Origin of the sequence: Chloroflexus sp. MS-CIW-1, from assembly GCF_030444705.1 — a bacterium.
GTDB lineage: Bacteria > Chloroflexota > Chloroflexia > Chloroflexales > Chloroflexaceae > Chloroflexus.
In genome coordinates this window covers 2,509,903-2,524,950 of sequence record NZ_JAUBWR010000001.1, presented here as the reverse complement: position 1 = coordinate 2,524,950, position 15,048 = coordinate 2,509,903, and the positions used below count along the sequence as shown (strand labels likewise).

General features: G+C 54.5%; 15 protein-coding genes and 1 tRNA gene. 1 reads left to right on the top strand and 15 read right to left on the bottom strand.

What is annotated here, in order from left to right; all coding sequences use genetic code 11:
• Nucleotides 1–31 precede the first annotated feature (31 nt).
• The 8 genes from QTO31_RS09960 to QTO31_RS09925 all read right to left on the bottom strand — a co-directional run bounded on the left by QTO31_RS09960 (nt 32) and on the right by QTO31_RS09925 (nt 7,996).
• Entirely contained in the window at nt 32–883 is an 852-nt protein-coding gene (locus tag QTO31_RS09960) for a sulfurtransferase (protein ID WP_301428961.1), read from the bottom strand.
• Nucleotides 884–964: 81 nt separating this feature from the next.
• A complete protein-coding gene (locus QTO31_RS09955) occupies nt 965–1,285 on the bottom strand; it encodes a non-heme iron oxygenase ferredoxin subunit (RefSeq protein WP_031461341.1) in 321 nt (106 codons plus the stop codon).
• A gap of 793 nt (nt 1,286–2,078) precedes the next feature.
• On the bottom strand, nt 2,079–3,494 hold the full coding sequence (gene sufB, locus QTO31_RS09950; protein WP_301428960.1) for a Fe-S cluster assembly protein SufB: 1,416 nt from the start codon (nt 3,492–3,494) through the stop codon (nt 2,079–2,081).
• Between the two features lie 25 nt (nt 3,495–3,519).
• The gene (gene sufU, locus QTO31_RS09945) at nt 3,520–3,912 is read right to left on the bottom strand and encodes a Fe-S cluster assembly sulfur transfer protein SufU (protein WP_301428959.1); all 393 of its coding nucleotides are present in this window, start codon (nt 3,910–3,912) and stop codon (nt 3,520–3,522) included.
• Nucleotides 3,913–3,924: 12 nt separating this feature from the next.
• On the bottom strand, nt 3,925–5,163 hold the full coding sequence (locus QTO31_RS09940) for a cysteine desulfurase (RefSeq protein ID WP_031459273.1): 1,239 nt from the start codon (nt 5,161–5,163) through the stop codon (nt 3,925–3,927).
• A 122-nt stretch (nt 5,164–5,285) separates the two neighbouring features.
• Nucleotides 5,286–6,500 carry a Fe-S cluster assembly protein SufD gene (gene sufD / locus QTO31_RS09935; protein ID WP_301428958.1) on the bottom strand — a complete coding sequence of 405 codons (1,215 nt, stop codon included), beginning with the start codon at nt 6,498–6,500 and terminating at the stop codon, nt 5,286–5,288.
• A gap of 11 nt (nt 6,501–6,511) precedes the next feature.
• Nucleotides 6,512–7,291, bottom strand: coding sequence for a Fe-S cluster assembly ATPase SufC (sufC, locus tag QTO31_RS09930; RefSeq protein WP_031459271.1), 780 nt, complete (start codon nt 7,289–7,291; stop codon nt 6,512–6,514).
• 27 nt (nt 7,292–7,318) lie between these two features.
• Nucleotides 7,319–7,996: a helix-turn-helix transcriptional regulator gene (locus tag QTO31_RS09925; RefSeq protein WP_031459270.1), complete on the bottom strand. Its 678-nt coding sequence runs from the start codon at nt 7,994–7,996 to the stop codon at nt 7,319–7,321.
• A gap of 506 nt (nt 7,997–8,502) precedes the next feature.
• On the opposite strand from QTO31_RS09925, the gene QTO31_RS09920 reads away from it, so the two are divergent.
• On the top strand, nt 8,503–8,766 hold the full coding sequence (locus tag QTO31_RS09920) for a hypothetical protein (protein WP_031459269.1): 264 nt from the start codon (nt 8,503–8,505) through the stop codon (nt 8,764–8,766).
• Nucleotides 8,767–8,966: 200 nt separating this feature from the next.
• On the opposite strand, the gene QTO31_RS09915 is transcribed toward QTO31_RS09920, so the two are convergent.
• The 7 genes from QTO31_RS09915 to QTO31_RS09885 form a co-directional block, all read right to left on the bottom strand.
• Nucleotides 8,967–10,181: an AAA family ATPase gene (locus tag QTO31_RS09915; protein WP_301428957.1), complete on the bottom strand. Its 1,215-nt coding sequence runs from the start codon at nt 10,179–10,181 to the stop codon at nt 8,967–8,969.
• A gap of 193 nt (nt 10,182–10,374) precedes the next feature.
• A complete protein-coding gene (locus QTO31_RS09910; protein WP_028459705.1) occupies nt 10,375–11,223 on the bottom strand; it encodes a hypothetical protein in 849 nt (282 codons plus the stop codon).
• A complete protein-coding gene (locus QTO31_RS09905; RefSeq protein ID WP_301428956.1) occupies nt 11,216–12,001 on the bottom strand; it encodes a class I SAM-dependent methyltransferase in 786 nt (261 codons plus the stop codon). Before QTO31_RS09905 ends, QTO31_RS09910 begins: the two co-directional genes overlap by 8 nt.
• 53 nt (nt 12,002–12,054) lie before the next feature.
• Nucleotides 12,055–13,203 (bottom strand): glycosyltransferase family 4 protein, encoded by a 1,149-nt coding sequence (locus QTO31_RS09900; RefSeq protein ID WP_031459265.1) that lies wholly within the window; start codon nt 13,201–13,203, stop codon nt 12,055–12,057.
• A 57-nt stretch (nt 13,204–13,260) separates the two neighbouring features.
• Nucleotides 13,261–13,335: transfer RNA gene (locus tag QTO31_RS09895), tRNA-Cys, on the bottom strand.
• A gap of 106 nt (nt 13,336–13,441) precedes the next feature.
• A complete protein-coding gene (locus QTO31_RS09890; RefSeq protein ID WP_301428955.1) occupies nt 13,442–13,978 on the bottom strand; it encodes an aminoacyl-tRNA deacylase in 537 nt (178 codons plus the stop codon).
• A gap of 3 nt (nt 13,979–13,981) precedes the next feature.
• On the bottom strand, nt 13,982–14,818 hold the full coding sequence (locus QTO31_RS09885) for a sensor histidine kinase (RefSeq protein WP_301428954.1): 837 nt from the start codon (nt 14,816–14,818) through the stop codon (nt 13,982–13,984).
• Between the last annotated feature and the right edge of the window lie 230 nt (nt 14,819–15,048).

The following is a 15,048-nucleotide window of genomic DNA, read 5'->3' as shown; positions in this document are numbered from 1 at the left end:
ATCGCCCCATCCGCGATACGTGATCTTTCCCCTACACATTCTTCTCAATCGGCAACCCGACACTGTTGCCCCACTCTGTCCAGCTTCCGTCATAGTTGCGCACCTTCGGATAGCCGAGCAGGTAGGTCAGAACAAACCAGGTGTGGCTGCTCCGCTCACCAATCCGGCAGTACGCGATAACTTCCTTGTCGGGAGTGACACCCTGAGCAGCGTACAGCTCACGCAGTTCATCCGCACTCTTGAAGGTACTGTCTTCATTGACAGCTCTGGCCCAGGGAATGTTGACTGCCGTGGGGATATGTCCGCCGCGCAGCGTCCCTTCTTGCGGGTAGTCGGGCATGTGGGTACGCTCGCCAGTGTATTCTTGCGGGCTGCGGACATCGACCAGGACTCCCTTGCGTTGACGGACAAAATCCAGCACTTGATCGCGGAAAGCCCGAATCTGCGAGTCGTCACGCGGTGGGGCGACATAGTTTCCTTCTGGATACGAGGGTACTTCCCGCGTTAGTGGGCGCCCTTCAGCGATCCATTTGGCCCGGCCACCGTTCATAATCCGAACATCGCGATGTCCGAAGAGTTTGAACACCCAGAAGGCGTAGGTGGCCCACCAGTTGTGTTTGTCGCCGTAGAGGACAACAGTTGTGTCGTTACTGATGCCTTTGGCGCGCATCAACGCCGCAAACCGCTCTGAGTCAAGATAATCGCGAATAACCGGATCGTTGAGGTCTTGTACCCAATCGATCTTGACGGCGCCGGGAATGTGGCCGGTATCGTACAACAACAAATCTTCATCGCTCTCGACGATGCGAACCTTGGGATCGTGCAGATGGTCGGCGACCCATTGGGTCTCGACGAGCACTTCAGGATGGGCATAACCACTCATAACAATCCTCCACCTGACAAAGGTAGTTGGCGATAGACCGATGCCTGCATTGTAGCGTGTTTTGGTATATTAGTCAAGTTGTTAATCAGAAAACTCAACAAATACTCGCTCATCGCGCACAACGGTACGATAAGTGGCAACCGGTGCAAAAGCCGGTAAGGTTTTTGGCTGCCCGGTGCGCAAATCGAACAGAGAACCGTGCATCGGGCATTCTACGCACAGCGATTCGGAATCAAGCTCGCCTTCGCTCAGTGAGGCTTCGTCGTGTGAACAGAGATCGTCGAGGGCGTAGATGTCGGTCTCCGACACCCGGAAGATTGCAATCCGACGATCTCCGACCGTAAATGCCCGCCCGCTCCCTACCGGTACGTCATCGAGTGAACAGACCTCAATCAGTTGCATGGTGTACTCCTGTGCAGTTTCAAAGCAGTGACTTTCGGCAAGATATTTCTTAGCAGTATCATCAGTTTGCGCGTGGCTGAGAAATACTTCTGTTCCCCTGGGAGCGCGGGCCTCCGGCCCGCATCTTCCCCTGGGAGCACAGACCTCCGGCCCGTCTCTTCCCCTTGGAGCGCGAGCCTCCGGCCCGCATCTTCCCCTGGGAGCACAGACCTCCGGCTCGTCTCTTCCCCTGGGAGCGCGGGCCTCCGGCCCGCATTTTCCCCTGTGTGAATGAACGATGGTGCATTCTGTCAGCTACCCCACTCCCCTTCTCCCACGCTTGCAGGGGGAACCAGCACCGTCGGCAGGATGATACACGGTTTGCACAGACAGGATTGGTATTAGAGCCAGTACCGTGCATCTGCGACCATGGTGTTCGTGGACTAACGTTCTGTTCCGCCATCCGCCGCACGTTCCCCTTACCGGTCAGGCAGCGCCAGGCGCTATGCATGACGGGTTAGGTGAGCGACGTTCACCCCGCGCTGCACGTTTCCCCTTCCTCTCCCCCACGAGGAGAGGAAGAGGGCCAGGGGGAAGGGGAGAGCCGCCAGGCGTGCTCCGCAGCACGGATACCGGACACGTTGGACACCCCTTCCGTCACTGCGAGCTGCCGGCCTGCATCACCTGCCAACGGTCGATGTGGACATCCGCCTGCGCTTCTAAATTGTACATTCAGTGTCTTGCGACGGGCTACAAACAATCTGAGCGCTCCCACACCTTGGGAGCGCCCCTCGTCACCCTTCCAAGCCAGAGACTAACCTACTGACCCTTCCATCTCAAGCTGGATGAGCCGGTTCAATTCAACGGCATACTCCATTGGCAGCTCACGAGTGAACGGCTCCATGAAACCCAGCACAATCATTGAGAGTGCGTCCGACTCAGAAATGCCGCGACTCATCAGATAGAAGAGCTGTTCGGCGCCAATACGACCCACGGTCGCTTCGTGTGCCAGTGTACACCGATCCTCCTCGATCTCGATATACGGAATAGTATCCGAGGCCGAATGCTCATCGAGGATCAGTGCGTCACAGTTGACGTTAATCTTCGCACCATAAGCCCCCGGTGCCACCTTAGCTAGACCACGGTAGGTCGTCTTGCCACCATCTTTGCTCACCGATTTGTTGGTGATCCGTGATGTTGTTTCGGGGGCGAGGTGGATCATCTTTGCACCGGCATCCTGGTGTTGGCCGCGACCGGCGTAGGCAACCGAGAGCACCTCACCACGCGCCTTACGACCCATCAGGTAGACCGAAGGATACTTCATTGTCAGCTTCGAGCCGATATTGCCATCGACCCACTCCATGCTGGCCTCTTCGTAGGCCACTGCCCGCTTGGTAACCAGGTTAAAGATGTTGTTTGCCCAGTTCTGAATCGTGGTATAGCGGAACTTACCACCCTTCTTGACAATCACTTCAACCACCGCCGAGTGGAGGGAATTGGTGCTGTAGATCGGCGCGGTGCAGCCCTCGATGTAGTGAGCTTCCGCACCCTCATCGATGATGATCAGCGTCCGCTCAAACTGACCCATTCGCTCGGCGTTAATGCGGAAGTAGGCTTGCAGCGGAATATCGACCTTTACCCCTTTCGGTACATACACAAACGAGCCGCCTGACCAGACAGCAGTGTTGAGAGCGGCATACTTGTTGTCAGCAGCCGGCACAATCGTCCCAAAATACTCTTTGAAGAACTCAGGGTATTCCTTCAAAGCCGTGTCGGTATCGAGGAAAATAACCCCTTGTTTTGCCCACTCTTCGCGCAGCGAGTGGTACACTACCTCTGATTCATACTGCGCACCAACACCGGCCAGAAACTTCCGTTCGGCTTCGGGAATACCCAGCCGCTCGAAGGTGTTCTTGATCTCCGGCGGTACAGCGTCCCAATCGGTTTGTGGGCGCTCATTTGCACGCACGAAGTAGTGAATATCATCGTAATTGAGTTCGGCCAGTTCTGGGTTCGCCCACATACCGACCAGTGGTGTCGGCTTCTTGTTGAAAATCTCGAGTGCTCGCAAACGCCGCTTGAGCATCCATTCCGGCTCACCCTTCATGCCGGACAGTTCGCGGACAATCCGTTCATTCAGGCCTTTCGGTGCTTTATAGATATAGCGCTCCTCTTGGCGAAAGCCATAGCGCGAATAATCAAATTGTAGATTGATAGCTTCAGCAACCACGGTAATTCTCCCTTTCTAGTGATGCTTATATATCCTCATCCTCGTGATCCACTCCGTACAATCCGGCTTTCAATGCCTTGAGTGAAAGCAGGGCACATTTAAGCCGGGTTGGGTTGTGAGCCAGCGGAATCCCAATGAGTTCAAGCAGGTCATCTTTGCTAAATTGTTTAGCTTCCGCGACCGGCTTCCCTTTAATCGCCTCAGTCAGCAGCGATGCGCTGGCCTGACTGATTGCACAGCCGCGACCGGTAAAACGTACATCGGTGATCACATCGTCGCTAATGGCCAGTTCGAGCCGAATCTGATCGCCACAGAGTGGATTGCGCTCTTCGCGCACAACCGTCGGCGCCGGTAAATGACCGAAATTTCGCGGATGACGGGCATGGTCGAGGATTTGTTCACGATAAATGTCATCCATGTTGCTACTCCATCAGCCAAAAATTTTCCTGGCCTTATGCAAACCGGCAACCAGCCGATCAATTTCCTCTGGCAGATTGTAGAGGTAGAAACTGGCTCGTGTCGTAGCCGGAACGCCAAGAACCCGGTGTAACGGCTGTGTACAATGATGCCCGGCGCGTACTGCAACCCCTTCCTGATCGAGAATGGCTGCAACATCGTGGGGATGAACGCCTTCAAGACTGAAACTTACCGCACCACCGCGATCAGGACCGGCAGGTGGCCCATAGATGGTAAGCCCTGGCACTGTTGATAGCCGTTCGAGGGCATACGCAGTTAGCTCCTGTTCGTGCTGATGAATGGCTGCCAGTCCCACCTCTTGCAGATAATCGGCGGCTTCACCGAGCGCAATCGCCTCACCGATTGCCGGTGTACCGGCTTCAAACCGTGCCGGTATGGCGGCAAACGTGCTGTGGTCCAGTTCGACCACATCAATCATTGAACCACCACCGAGAAACGGCGGCATCGCGCTCAACAGTTCACGCCGACCCCAGAGCACCCCAATTCCGGTCGGGCCACACATCTTGTGGCCGCTAAAGGCCAGAAAATCAACACCCAGCGCCTGTACATCGACTGGCATATGCGGCACACTCTGCGCCGCATCGAGCAGGACGTGTGCCCCAACCGCTCGTGCACGGGCGACAATCGGCGCAACCGGATTAATCGTTCCAAAGACGTTTGATTGATGCGTAAAGGCAACCAGCTTTACTCGTTCATCGAGCAAACGGTCGAGATCATCGAGAACCAATCGTCCCTGACCATCGAACGGCAGGTAGATCAGTTCGGCACCGGTTCGTTGAGCCAACAACTGCCAGGGCACAATATTCGAGTGATGTTCCATCATCGTTAGCAAAATGCGGTCACCGGCCCGAATATTGGCTCCTCCCCAGGCATACGCGACCAGATTAATAGCTTCGGTCGTGTTACGCACAAAGATGACCTCGCGCTGGCTCGGCGCATTGATCAACCGTGCCAGTTTCCCGCGTGCCCGCTCGTAGGCAAACGTTGCCTCTTCACTCAGCCGGTAGACACCACGATGGACGTTGGCGTTATAGCGCCGGTAATAATCTTCCAGCGCTTCGATCACCCGTCTTGGCTTTTGTGATGAGGCTGCGCTATCGAGAAAGGCCAGCGGTTTCCCATGCATCTGCTGTTGCAAGATGGGAAACTCGCGTCGCAGCGAAAGTACATCAAATTGGGATAGAATAGCCATATCGATGACCTTACCTGCCACCGATAGGTATCGGCGTCAGTCTATGTGGCACAACACCTTGTTATCAGGGCTGCCGATCAGGGGGTGCCGCAGACCAAAAGAATGCCTGCGGCGCCGAACCGTCAAATCTTGGCCGCAATCTCGGCAGTCAGCTCTGCCCGCAGCTCTTCCAACGGGATTGTCTCAAGGGCTGGCTCGAAGAAGCCCATGACAATCATGCGCTGTGCTTCTGCACGTGGAATCCCACGTGTCTGCATATAGAAGAGCTGCTCTTCATCAATATCACCGCTGGTTGAAGCATGACCACCCTTAAGCACATCGTTGGTACTAATCATCAGACCAGGAATGCTATCATTACGCGCTTTTGGACTGAGATGTAGGGCGTGCTCTTCCAAACGGGTGCTGGTTCCCGCGGATTCGTGCTCGATCTTGATCATCCCGTCGAACACACTGTAGGCAGTATCATTCACTACCGTCTTGAACTGCATAAAGCTCTCACAGTTGTGCCCAACGTGACGCATCCATGGTGCAATCACCAGATTCTGGCTATCAGACGCAAATGTTGCCCCTAACCAATTTAGTCGGGAACCATTCCCTACCAGCGTGGTTTCAGCTTCAATATGTTGTACCTGACTACCGAGGTTTATTGACGTCCATTCCAGATTGGCATCACGCTGTAATATCGCACGCTGTCCGGCCAGGTGGTAAACCCCAGCACCCCAATGCTGGATACTGATAAACCGGACGCTGGCACCATCACCGACAAAGATCTCGGTAATCGGGCCGGCAAACGAACCGGCACGCAGGTCAGGTGAGGTAAACTCCTCGATCAGCGTCACACTCGCTTGTGGTTCGATAATGACCAGGGTGCGCGGGAAGATCGCGACTCCATCGGCGCCGAGAGTGTAAATCAGGCGCAGTGGCATCTCAATCGCCACACCCTTTGGTACGTAGAGCAGCGCACCATCTTGCCAGAGTGCAGCGCGGAGTGCGCTAAATTTATGCTTCAACGGGTCCACAGCCATATCAATATAACGTTGAATCAGCGCCTCGTGGGTATGGAGAGCGGCAGCCAGCGTTGTAAAGACGACACCCTGCGCGCTTAAAGCAGGATCCCATTGAATGGCTGTCGCGTGCGCACCATCAGAGGGTGCAATCGTCGTTGGATCGAGTTTGCTCAGGTCGGTACGTCGCCACTCTGGTGGACTCATCTGGGCAAACGTGATCCATGCCTCACGCCGACGTTCCGTGAGCCAAACCGGCTCACCGGCTGCTTGCGAACGGGCAACAACAAAATCGGCGCTGATCTCATTCAGGGTAGGCAGTGTAGTTGTCATGCACGTCTCCCTTATGCCGCACCGGTCAGCTCTTCACGGAGCCAGTCGTACCCCTTCTCTTCCAGCTCTAGCGCCAGCTCGGGGCCACCCTGGCGAACAATCCGTCCATCTATCATGACCGACACCACGTCGGGTTTGATATAATTCAGCAAGCGTTGGTAGTGAGTGATGACCAATACACCCATATCTGGGCCGGCCATCCGATTCACCCCATTCGCGACAATCCGCAGTGCATCAATGTCAAGCCCTGAGTCGGTTTCATCGAGCACGGCCAGTGATGGCTTCAACAGCATCATCTGCAAAATCTCAAGCCGCTTCTTTTCGCCACCACTAAAACCATCGTTCAGATAACGACGAGCAAAGCTCTCGTCCATTTCAAGCATATTCAGCCCTTCGCGCAACAATTTGCGGAACTCGGCTGCCGAAATAGCCGTCTCTTTCGGGTCTTTTCCCTCTTCAGCGCGGTGCGCGTTGATTGCCGAGCGCAAGAAATTTGCGACTGTCACTCCCGGAACGGCCACCGGATACTGAAATGCGAGGAATACCCCTAATCGGCTTCGCTCATCCGGTTCAAGTTCGAGCAGGTTATGACCTTTGTACCAGATTTCGCCACCGGTCACCTCATAAGCGGGATGCCCGGCAATAATGTACGACAACGTGCTTTTACCGCTGCCGTTCGGCCCCATAATGGCGTGGATCGTGCCCTGACGAACCGTCAGATTGACACCGCGTAAAATCTCTTTATCGCCGATACGGGCATAGAGGTCTTTGATAACTAGATCGTTGCTCATGGACTCCTCATCATACAGAAAACGAAACTACACGTTAGACCCTGAATCAGCGGCCGCTGGTTCCGTCATTAACGGAATATCCTGCGGACGCAGCACGAAGCGGCAGTTATGCGCGCCGGACCGAATGGTATCTTCGAGCACCAGCTTCTCGCCTAACACATACTCGATCATCCGCCGCTCCATTGAGCACACTTCTGGGTAATCGGCTGCAACATCGTAGTACGGGCATGCGAACAGGCGTAACACATCGCCTTCCGGATCAATCTCGGCCGGTACCCCGCGCTGTTCGAGTAATGCCCGCAGCTCGTTCAGCCGTGCAGCCACATCGGCACCGGCCATACGGTCGGCATACTCACTCGCCAGACGCTGACTGACCCGGTCGAGGAGTTGCTCAACTTTTCCTTCCCCTTCCAGCTCGATCAACTCGCGCAGCAATGTGCTGATTAGGCGGTCGTACTGTTTAGGAAAGGATTTCTGAGCTTTTTCAGACAGACTATACACTAACCGCGGACGCCCCGGCCCATTACGCTCACTGGAAACCTCAACCATGCCTTCAGCCTGCAAATGCACGAGATGATCGCGCACTGCGGTCGTACTAACACCGAGCAAATCGGCCAACTCTTTGACCGTGGCCCGCGCATGGCGTTGCAAGTGGCGTAAGATGATGCCGGCTGGACTGTCGGGCGAATAACGTGTGGTATCCATAGTCGCACTACTCCGAACTACTACTGTACAGTCTACCAGGATTTCAGGCTATTGTCAATAAAAAAACTAAAAACCTTTTTTATTTGTCTATCGGCGGGAGATAATGAGCCGCCAATCGGACGGCTTGTCGGTACCGTTCATCTGTTTCCATTGGTTATTTCCCGGTGCAACGTATTCTGATCGTGATCGCACGAGCTGGTTGTTCCAGGGGTGATCCGTTTAGTTTCTACCTGATACCGCTCTCGTCGAGGAAGACGACGCCCCTTCCGTAGGTTGGTTCACCAACTGCGCCTGCTCCTGCAACAGGATATTTCGGATTGGCTCTCACAAGTGACTGTTGAAAGAGTCATGCTCGGACATTTTGCAAAATTGTAATTGTGTAATTGACATTACGCGAAATTTGTCCTACACTACAAGTGTGCCCAACAAACCGGGACAAACGATAGCGATGGGTGACCGGCGCCAAGGTCACCCGCCGCTCTACAACAAACAAAGGAGTAGATAGTATGCGCTGGGAGTACAAGGTAGTGTTTGTCGAAGCATGGCAGCGTGTTTCGGTCGAGGGCAAAGAGAGCTATCCAGAGGCGGGTGAGCGGAATACCGGATTTGCCCGTCGCTTTCTCAACGGGTTAGGTGCTGAAGGCTGGGAAGTGTGTGGTGTGCAGCCAGTGATGCCAGGGCGCAGCTATATTATGCTCAAGCGACCGCTTGCCGAAGGTGCTGAACCCGACTTGTCGGTGGCGCGTCGCCCAAACCCTAACGCACCGTGATCGTGATGAGATGGTCTGATTGCTTGTAGAAGGGCGCACATAGTGCGCTCTTTTCTATGCCGTGTTGCCGATCAAGTGCATACCGCGCATGCGGTCAATCGCGTCGGGGTGCCCATGCATCGACTTGTCACCACCGTTCGATATGGGGGCATTCTGTAATACCCAGCCAGCGATAGGAACGATGGATTTTTGATCAACCCTTACCGTTCACCAAACAGCGGATCGCGACGTGGAGTTACACGAGGGCCGCGTGTGGTAAAGATACCACCCTCAGCGGCGTTGCTCCGTTCGTGCGTCAGACTCACACTAGGTGGCTGCGGGCCATCACTCTGCCCAACCGCAAGCCGTTGTAATTCGCGTTGGCGTAACTCCTCTGCCCGCTCGATCAATTCCGGTGCTTCGGCATAGTAAAACTGAAGGGCCTGACCATGCTGATCAATGCCGGTGTAGCGTAGCTCAACAAGGCTACCGGCTGGAATGCCTCCTGAAGCAAGTAAGTCGGCCAGCGGGGCTTCAATGTCTTTTAAAATACGCTGACGCAGCGGACGAGCGCCAAAACGTGAATCGAACCCTTTGTTGAGCAGATACTCTTTGGCTTCGGGGGTTACCCGTAATTGGATTGCATAGCGGATATACTGCTGGTTACATTCAGCAATCATCCGATCAAAGACCTGGCTGAGCGTGTCGGCGGAAAGGGGACGAAAGGCGATAATCTCATCAAGCCGGTTAATCCATTCCGGCTGAAACACTTTCTGTAATGCTTCAAACCCAATCTGGTAGATTTCGCGACCGGTTGCTTCAACGTCCTTGTGCGGAGTACGGAACCCGATGGTTCGCCGATCAAGAAAATCAACCATCTCTTTGGCGCCAACATTGGTGGTGAAGATAACAATGCTCTGTTGAAAGCTCACCCGACGGCCACCATTGAGCAGCAGAATCTCGCCGTCTTCCATCACTTGCAAGAGGAGATTCCACAGTTCTGGCTGACCCTTCTCAATTTCATCAAATAAGACTACACTGTTCTCTTGTTCGATGATGTCAGGGTTGAGAAGAGGTTTCTGATCACGCCCGACATAGCTTGGTGGCGCGCCGACCAGAGCACTTACTTCGTGGCCCTGACTGAAGAGCGAACAGTCAATCTTGAGAAATGCACTACCGTCCGGCCGTAGGAGTTCGGCCAGTGCACGTGCAGTTGCCGTCTTCCCGACACCGGTGGGGCCGAGAAAAAGCAGGGTAGCGCGCGGACGGCGGGCATTTCCCGCCGAAAAGCCGAACCGGGAACGGTTTAGGACGCGAATAACACTTTCAATTGCCCGTTCCTGCCCGAAAATCTGCTCACGTAGCCGTTTTTCGATCACATCGAGAGGGTTTTTGTCGCCACGAACTGCCAATTTCATTGGGTGCTCTTCGCTCATAACGCCTCCCCTTACAGCTTCCGGCGCATCAGACTGCGCCGCTACCGGTGCCGGGTGAAGCGCTGCATTGTTGCGGCGCAGTGTGGCGTAGCTCTCTCACCCGTGCAGGGCCGTTTCGGCATCCTAAACGATTATTGATGCCTCTATTGTATCACTACCTGCCGGATGATTGGTGATGATAAACAAACTGTTATCAACGCAGCCAGGCTAGCGCAGTCGTGACGACGATGATCGAATAGAAGAGGAGTGCGAGTGGGAATCCACCTAGCAAAATAATCAGCCCAATGTACGGTAGTGACCCACAGGCATAAGCCACACTCACGACGATCATCAGCATGCGCCCCCGTTTACGCCCGGTCGCCCAGTCGATCAACCGTGAAAGGGCATTGCCGGTCATTGGCCCGAGCAGGAAGGCCACAATGAAGCCGAAAAATCCTGCCCAACCAATAACAACCCCTGCCACAAAGGTCACTATCAGGGCATAGATAAGTGCGACCACTCCGGCAATTAGGAGTTGAGTTGGCCCAACCTGATAGTTTACCGGTGTGCGTTCACGCGCACATTCCGGGCAGATGTGCCCCACAGGTGTGGCGCGGGCGCATTCCGTGCAAATTGGCCGACTACAACTGGTGCAACGCAGCCCGGTTTCACGCTGTGGATGGCGGTAGCAGACCAGGCTTTCTGCGGTTGTCTCGCTTAGCGGTTGTGGCGGTTCTTCAGCGGCAATTGCCTCATCGCGCTCGCGAACCTGAACACCGGTCGGAGCGAGCAATTCGCCGGCAGCCAGCCGCTCCTCGACATAGGCGAGGGTTGCGCTGGCTTCGGGATGATCAGGATCAATCGCCAGAACACGCAATAAATACTCGCGTTTATCGCGGTACGGCCGTACTGCCGCAGCCATACCGAGCAGAGCTTCTATGTAGTTGGGGTCTAGCTCAAGCGCCTCGCGAAACCGTAACCGCGCCGTCACCGTATCACCGGCAATCAGCGCTGCTTTTCCGGCTGCGGTCAGCTCGGCGGCAGTGATTGTTGACTCAGTCATGGCGCCTCCGCAGAACGAAGAAATAGCAGGGGCCATCTTCCGGTGCTGGCGCTTCGTAAATGCGACGTAGAATCGGCTCCCACAACAGGTTAGGCGTAAATGGTGGGGCCAGCAACCAGCGCCCGGTCAAGGCACGAGTTATCAAACTCGGTGCACCGTAATAATGGCTCACATCAAACAGCTTTAACGCGGCATCGGTCAGGTACGGGCGACAGACTTCGACGGTAAAGCCGGCTCGATCAAACCGTTTGCTCCACTCGGCGCGGCTCAGGGTATTATAATGGTACGAGATGCGATTAAACCAGCGTCCATATATGTTCCCATCTAACCCCAACCGATGTAGCAACCAGGTACCTAACAAGGCATTTGGGAAACGATCTCCCACGACCGATGCGACAAAGAGGCTGCCTGGCCGCACGACTCGTGCAATTTCACGTAATGTCTGATCGAGTGGCACGACATGTTCGAGCACACAATTCGAGATCGCTGCGGCAAACGATTGATCAGGAAACGGGAGCGCCGCGCCGTTGGCAACACAGAGACCGGTATAAACGCCGCGCCGAGCCGCTTCGTGGGTGTCAGCCTTACGCGGATCAATACCGACAATCCGTTTGTTGGGTAATGCAATTTGAACGAACGTCCCATCACCCGAACCAATATCAATGATCGGTTCCGGTAGATCGGGTGCCAGTTCGGCAAAAAGACGGGCTTCTATCGACCGGATCATTGCCCGGTGGATTGGGAGTGTCAGTAAATGTGGTCGTAAATAATCGGGCATACTTTACATCGCGCTGTTCAATGTCTTCTGAGGGTATTGTACCGCGTTCATGCTCAACTGGCGACTCCGAGCTGGCGAAAGAGTCGCTCATATTCGATAACAGTGCGTTCAGTGCTGAATAATGCTGCAATGTCCGCACGCGGACGCACATAGTGCGCACGATGGGCAATGATTTCCAAAATAGCATCAGCCAGCGCCACCGCATCACCAACCGGAACCACCTTCCCCATTCCGGTCATGAGAGGTGGCTGGCGTACTCCTGGCAGATTGCTGGCGACGGTGGGGGTTCCACAAAGCATCGCTTCCACCTGCACCAGACCAAACGTTTCGGTTGAATTCAATGATGGAACGACCAGTACATCAAGGTTGGGAAAGAAGGCTGCCATCTCTTTAGGGCTAAGGATACCGAGAAACGTCCAGTGATCGCGAAATCGATCAAGCAGCGGGGCAAGTCGGCGGGCGTATTCTTCTTCACCCAAAACGTGCTCGTGTTGACCGGCAAAGAGCACTCTTGCCGTTGGGTAGACCGCTAGAATCCGTGGCAATGCCTCAAGGAGCACCTCCACTCCCTTTTCGGCTGCTAGCCGGGCGGCCATCCCAATCACCGGTCCCTGCAAGTTCCAGCGTCGGCGGAACGCTTGAATTTCCGTTTCTGGAATATCGGCCACTTCGACCGGTGGGGGAATGATGGTTACTTTGTGCTGCCATCGCCGCAGATAGGGTGAAGAGTCGGCGAAATCCTGGGTGTAGGCAACAATTCGCGTTGCTAGGGCTGCGGCGATCTGATTGGTAACGTTGACAACCCGATTCGCGATCTGGTTCAGCAGACCCGGTGGTAATTTCAAGTCGCTATGGTAGGTTAGCACAACTGGTTGTTTGAGGATACGTCCGCGCAGAGCCAGACCAGGGGCATCGAATTGCGGTAGATGCAGGCTCATTGCATCGTGCTCCAGTGCGAGCCGTGTGGCCAGCCAGCCGAAGGTGGGCATGATCACACCTTTGCTGACCCGAGCGAGGACTGGCGCCCGCATGATACGCACCCCATCAATCCATTCCAGCTTTGGTAAGCTCGGATCGTATTGAGAGGTCAGAACCGTCACATGATGACCGCGACGGACTAATCCGCGGGCCAGTCGCTCAACGTAGATGGTAAGACCACTGGTATAAGGACGGTAATAGGTCAGGGCACAGAGAATGCGCATATTTGGGTTTTGAAACAAAGAACGAGAGGTAAGAAACCTCTCGTTAGCAGAACAACCTGGAGGCGACGGCGGGAATCGAACCCGCGAATGGCGGTTTTGCAGACCGCTGCATTACCACTTTGCTACGTCGCCAGCACCCATATTTTAGCACAGCACGGCCAACCTCGCAACTGTGGTGGTGATCGATCTACCTTTCACCCATGGGGATACTTGATGGGCTGCTCGTCTCGCTCACTCTTCACTCTTCGCTACTCGCTTTGTTGCCACGGTCATGGAGGTAAGGAACGTTGCAAACTTCTCCATGGCGGAGAGCGATCGCCGCAGTTGTGGCATCTACGACCTTCACCAGATCGGTTGGCGCCAGACCGATCATGGTACCACGTTGACCGGCATTGACATAAATACGCGAATGATCCAGCGCCGACTCGTCGAGGTACGATGCCCAACGTTTTGTCGTTAACGCCAAAGCTCCAATTCCACCGATTCGTAGGCCGGTGAGTCGTTCGACCACTTCACGCGGAACCAGGTCGAGGTGTTTAACCCCGATGAGTGATGCCAGTCGTTTGAGATGAAGCTGACAATCTGCCGGGATCATTGCCAGCAGTGGGCGCGTTCCAGGACCACTGACAACCAGGGTTTTGAAGACATGCGCTGCCGGCACGTCAAGAGCTGCGGCTACTGCTACTGCATCTGGCGCGGATGGATCATATTTGTGGATGGTATAAGGAATGCTATAACGTTCGAGTAAACGCATTGAATTGAGCTTCTCGGCCATAGGTTACATTGTTTCTGTCTCGATAAGGGGAATAGTGATAAAAAAGGTTGTCCCTTGTCCTGGCTGGCTTTTCACCGCAATCAGTCCTCCCATACGATGACAAAGTTGTCTGGCAATGGCCAGTCCAATACCTACGCCGCCGGAGCGTTGGGTGAGCGGTTCTTCAAACCGCGTGAATGGCTCAAACAAGCGATCAAGCTGGGCCGCACTCATTCCAATGCCGGTATCGCTCACGCTAAGGTTCAACATTGCCGAGCCATCGGCATGCTCTTGAACAGCGACGGTCAGTTTGATTTCACCGCGATGCGTGAATTTTACGGCATTCTGCAACAGATTCAACAAAATCCGTCGCACTTTGTCGCGATCGATGATAATAATCTTGCGTGGATCAACCTTCAGGTCAACAATCAGGGAATTCTGCTGAGCCTGTGCCAGCGGAGTTATTGTGTTTTGTACCTCATCAACCAGTAAGCTAATCGGCCATCGTCCGGGCACAATTGTAACATCACCGGCTTCCAGCCTGGCCAGCTCGATCATATCATTGATCAGATGCAATAGTTGTTCGGCTGCTCCACGCATTCTGGTCAGTTGATCTTTCGCCCGCTCCGGAGATAACGTACCTTCTCGAACATCTTCATAGAGCAGCTCACAGTATCCTAGAATAGTTGTTAACGGTGTGCGCAATTCGTGACTGATATTGGTGAGAAACGCGCTCTTGGCGCGAGCCGCTGCCGAGGCTGCCGTTTGCGCTTCGAGCAGTACCCGTTCCAATTCTTTGCACTGCTGCACCTGAGCGGCTTCGTCATGATGATCTGCATGATTCGGCTGAAGTTCGGTCATGCCCGCCAGAATGAACTATCCTTCCCATTCGATGTCATCTGAATACCGAATTACTGCCTATAAGAGAGAAGGATTGCTGCGATAAAAACAAGACAAACATGTAACGCCAATGGCATATTGGCGCTGCCTGGGAATTTCAGCCGTAGTAACGGGTTGCACAAAAAATCACCGTCCAGTATGTTTGCCAGCCAGCTTTCATTATACGCTGTCAGATAGTATTTTTACAAGGG

Coding starts and splice junctions, on each gene's coding strand:
- QTO31_RS09890 (WP_301428955.1), bottom strand. CDS start 13,978: ATGGCCGAGAAGCTCAATTCAATGCGTTTACTCGAACGTTATAGCATT.
- QTO31_RS09900 (WP_031459265.1), bottom strand. CDS start 13,203: ATGCGCATTCTCTGTGCCCTGACCTATTACCGTCCTTATACCAGTGGT.
- QTO31_RS09910 (WP_028459705.1), bottom strand. CDS start 11,223: ATGACTGAGTCAACAATCACTGCCGCCGAGCTGACCGCAGCCGGAAAA.
- sufC (WP_031459271.1), bottom strand. CDS start 7,291: ATGAGCAACGATCTAGTTATCAAAGACCTCTATGCCCGTATCGGCGAT.
- sufU (WP_301428959.1), bottom strand. CDS start 3,912: ATGGATGACATTTATCGTGAACAAATCCTCGACCATGCCCGTCATCCG.
- QTO31_RS09940 (WP_031459273.1), bottom strand. CDS start 5,163: ATGGCTATTCTATCCCAATTTGATGTACTTTCGCTGCGACGCGAGTTT.
- QTO31_RS09920 (WP_031459269.1), top strand. CDS start 8,503: ATGCGCTGGGAGTACAAGGTAGTGTTTGTCGAAGCATGGCAGCGTGTT.
- QTO31_RS09960 (WP_301428961.1), bottom strand. CDS start 883: ATGAGTGGTTATGCCCATCCTGAAGTGCTCGTCGAGACCCAATGGGTC.
- QTO31_RS09905 (WP_301428956.1), bottom strand. CDS start 12,001: ATGCCCGATTATTTACGACCACATTTACTGACACTCCCAATCCACCGG.
- sufD (WP_301428958.1), bottom strand. CDS start 6,500: ATGACAACTACACTGCCTACCCTGAATGAGATCAGCGCCGATTTTGTT.
- QTO31_RS09915 (WP_301428957.1), bottom strand. CDS start 10,181: ATGAGCGAAGAGCACCCAATGAAATTGGCAGTTCGTGGCGACAAAAAC.
- QTO31_RS09955 (WP_031461341.1), bottom strand. CDS start 1,285: ATGCAACTGATTGAGGTCTGTTCACTCGATGACGTACCGGTAGGGAGC.
- QTO31_RS09885 (WP_301428954.1), bottom strand. CDS start 14,818: ATGACCGAACTTCAGCCGAATCATGCAGATCATCATGACGAAGCCGCT.
- QTO31_RS09925 (WP_031459270.1), bottom strand. CDS start 7,996: ATGGATACCACACGTTATTCGCCCGACAGTCCAGCCGGCATCATCTTA.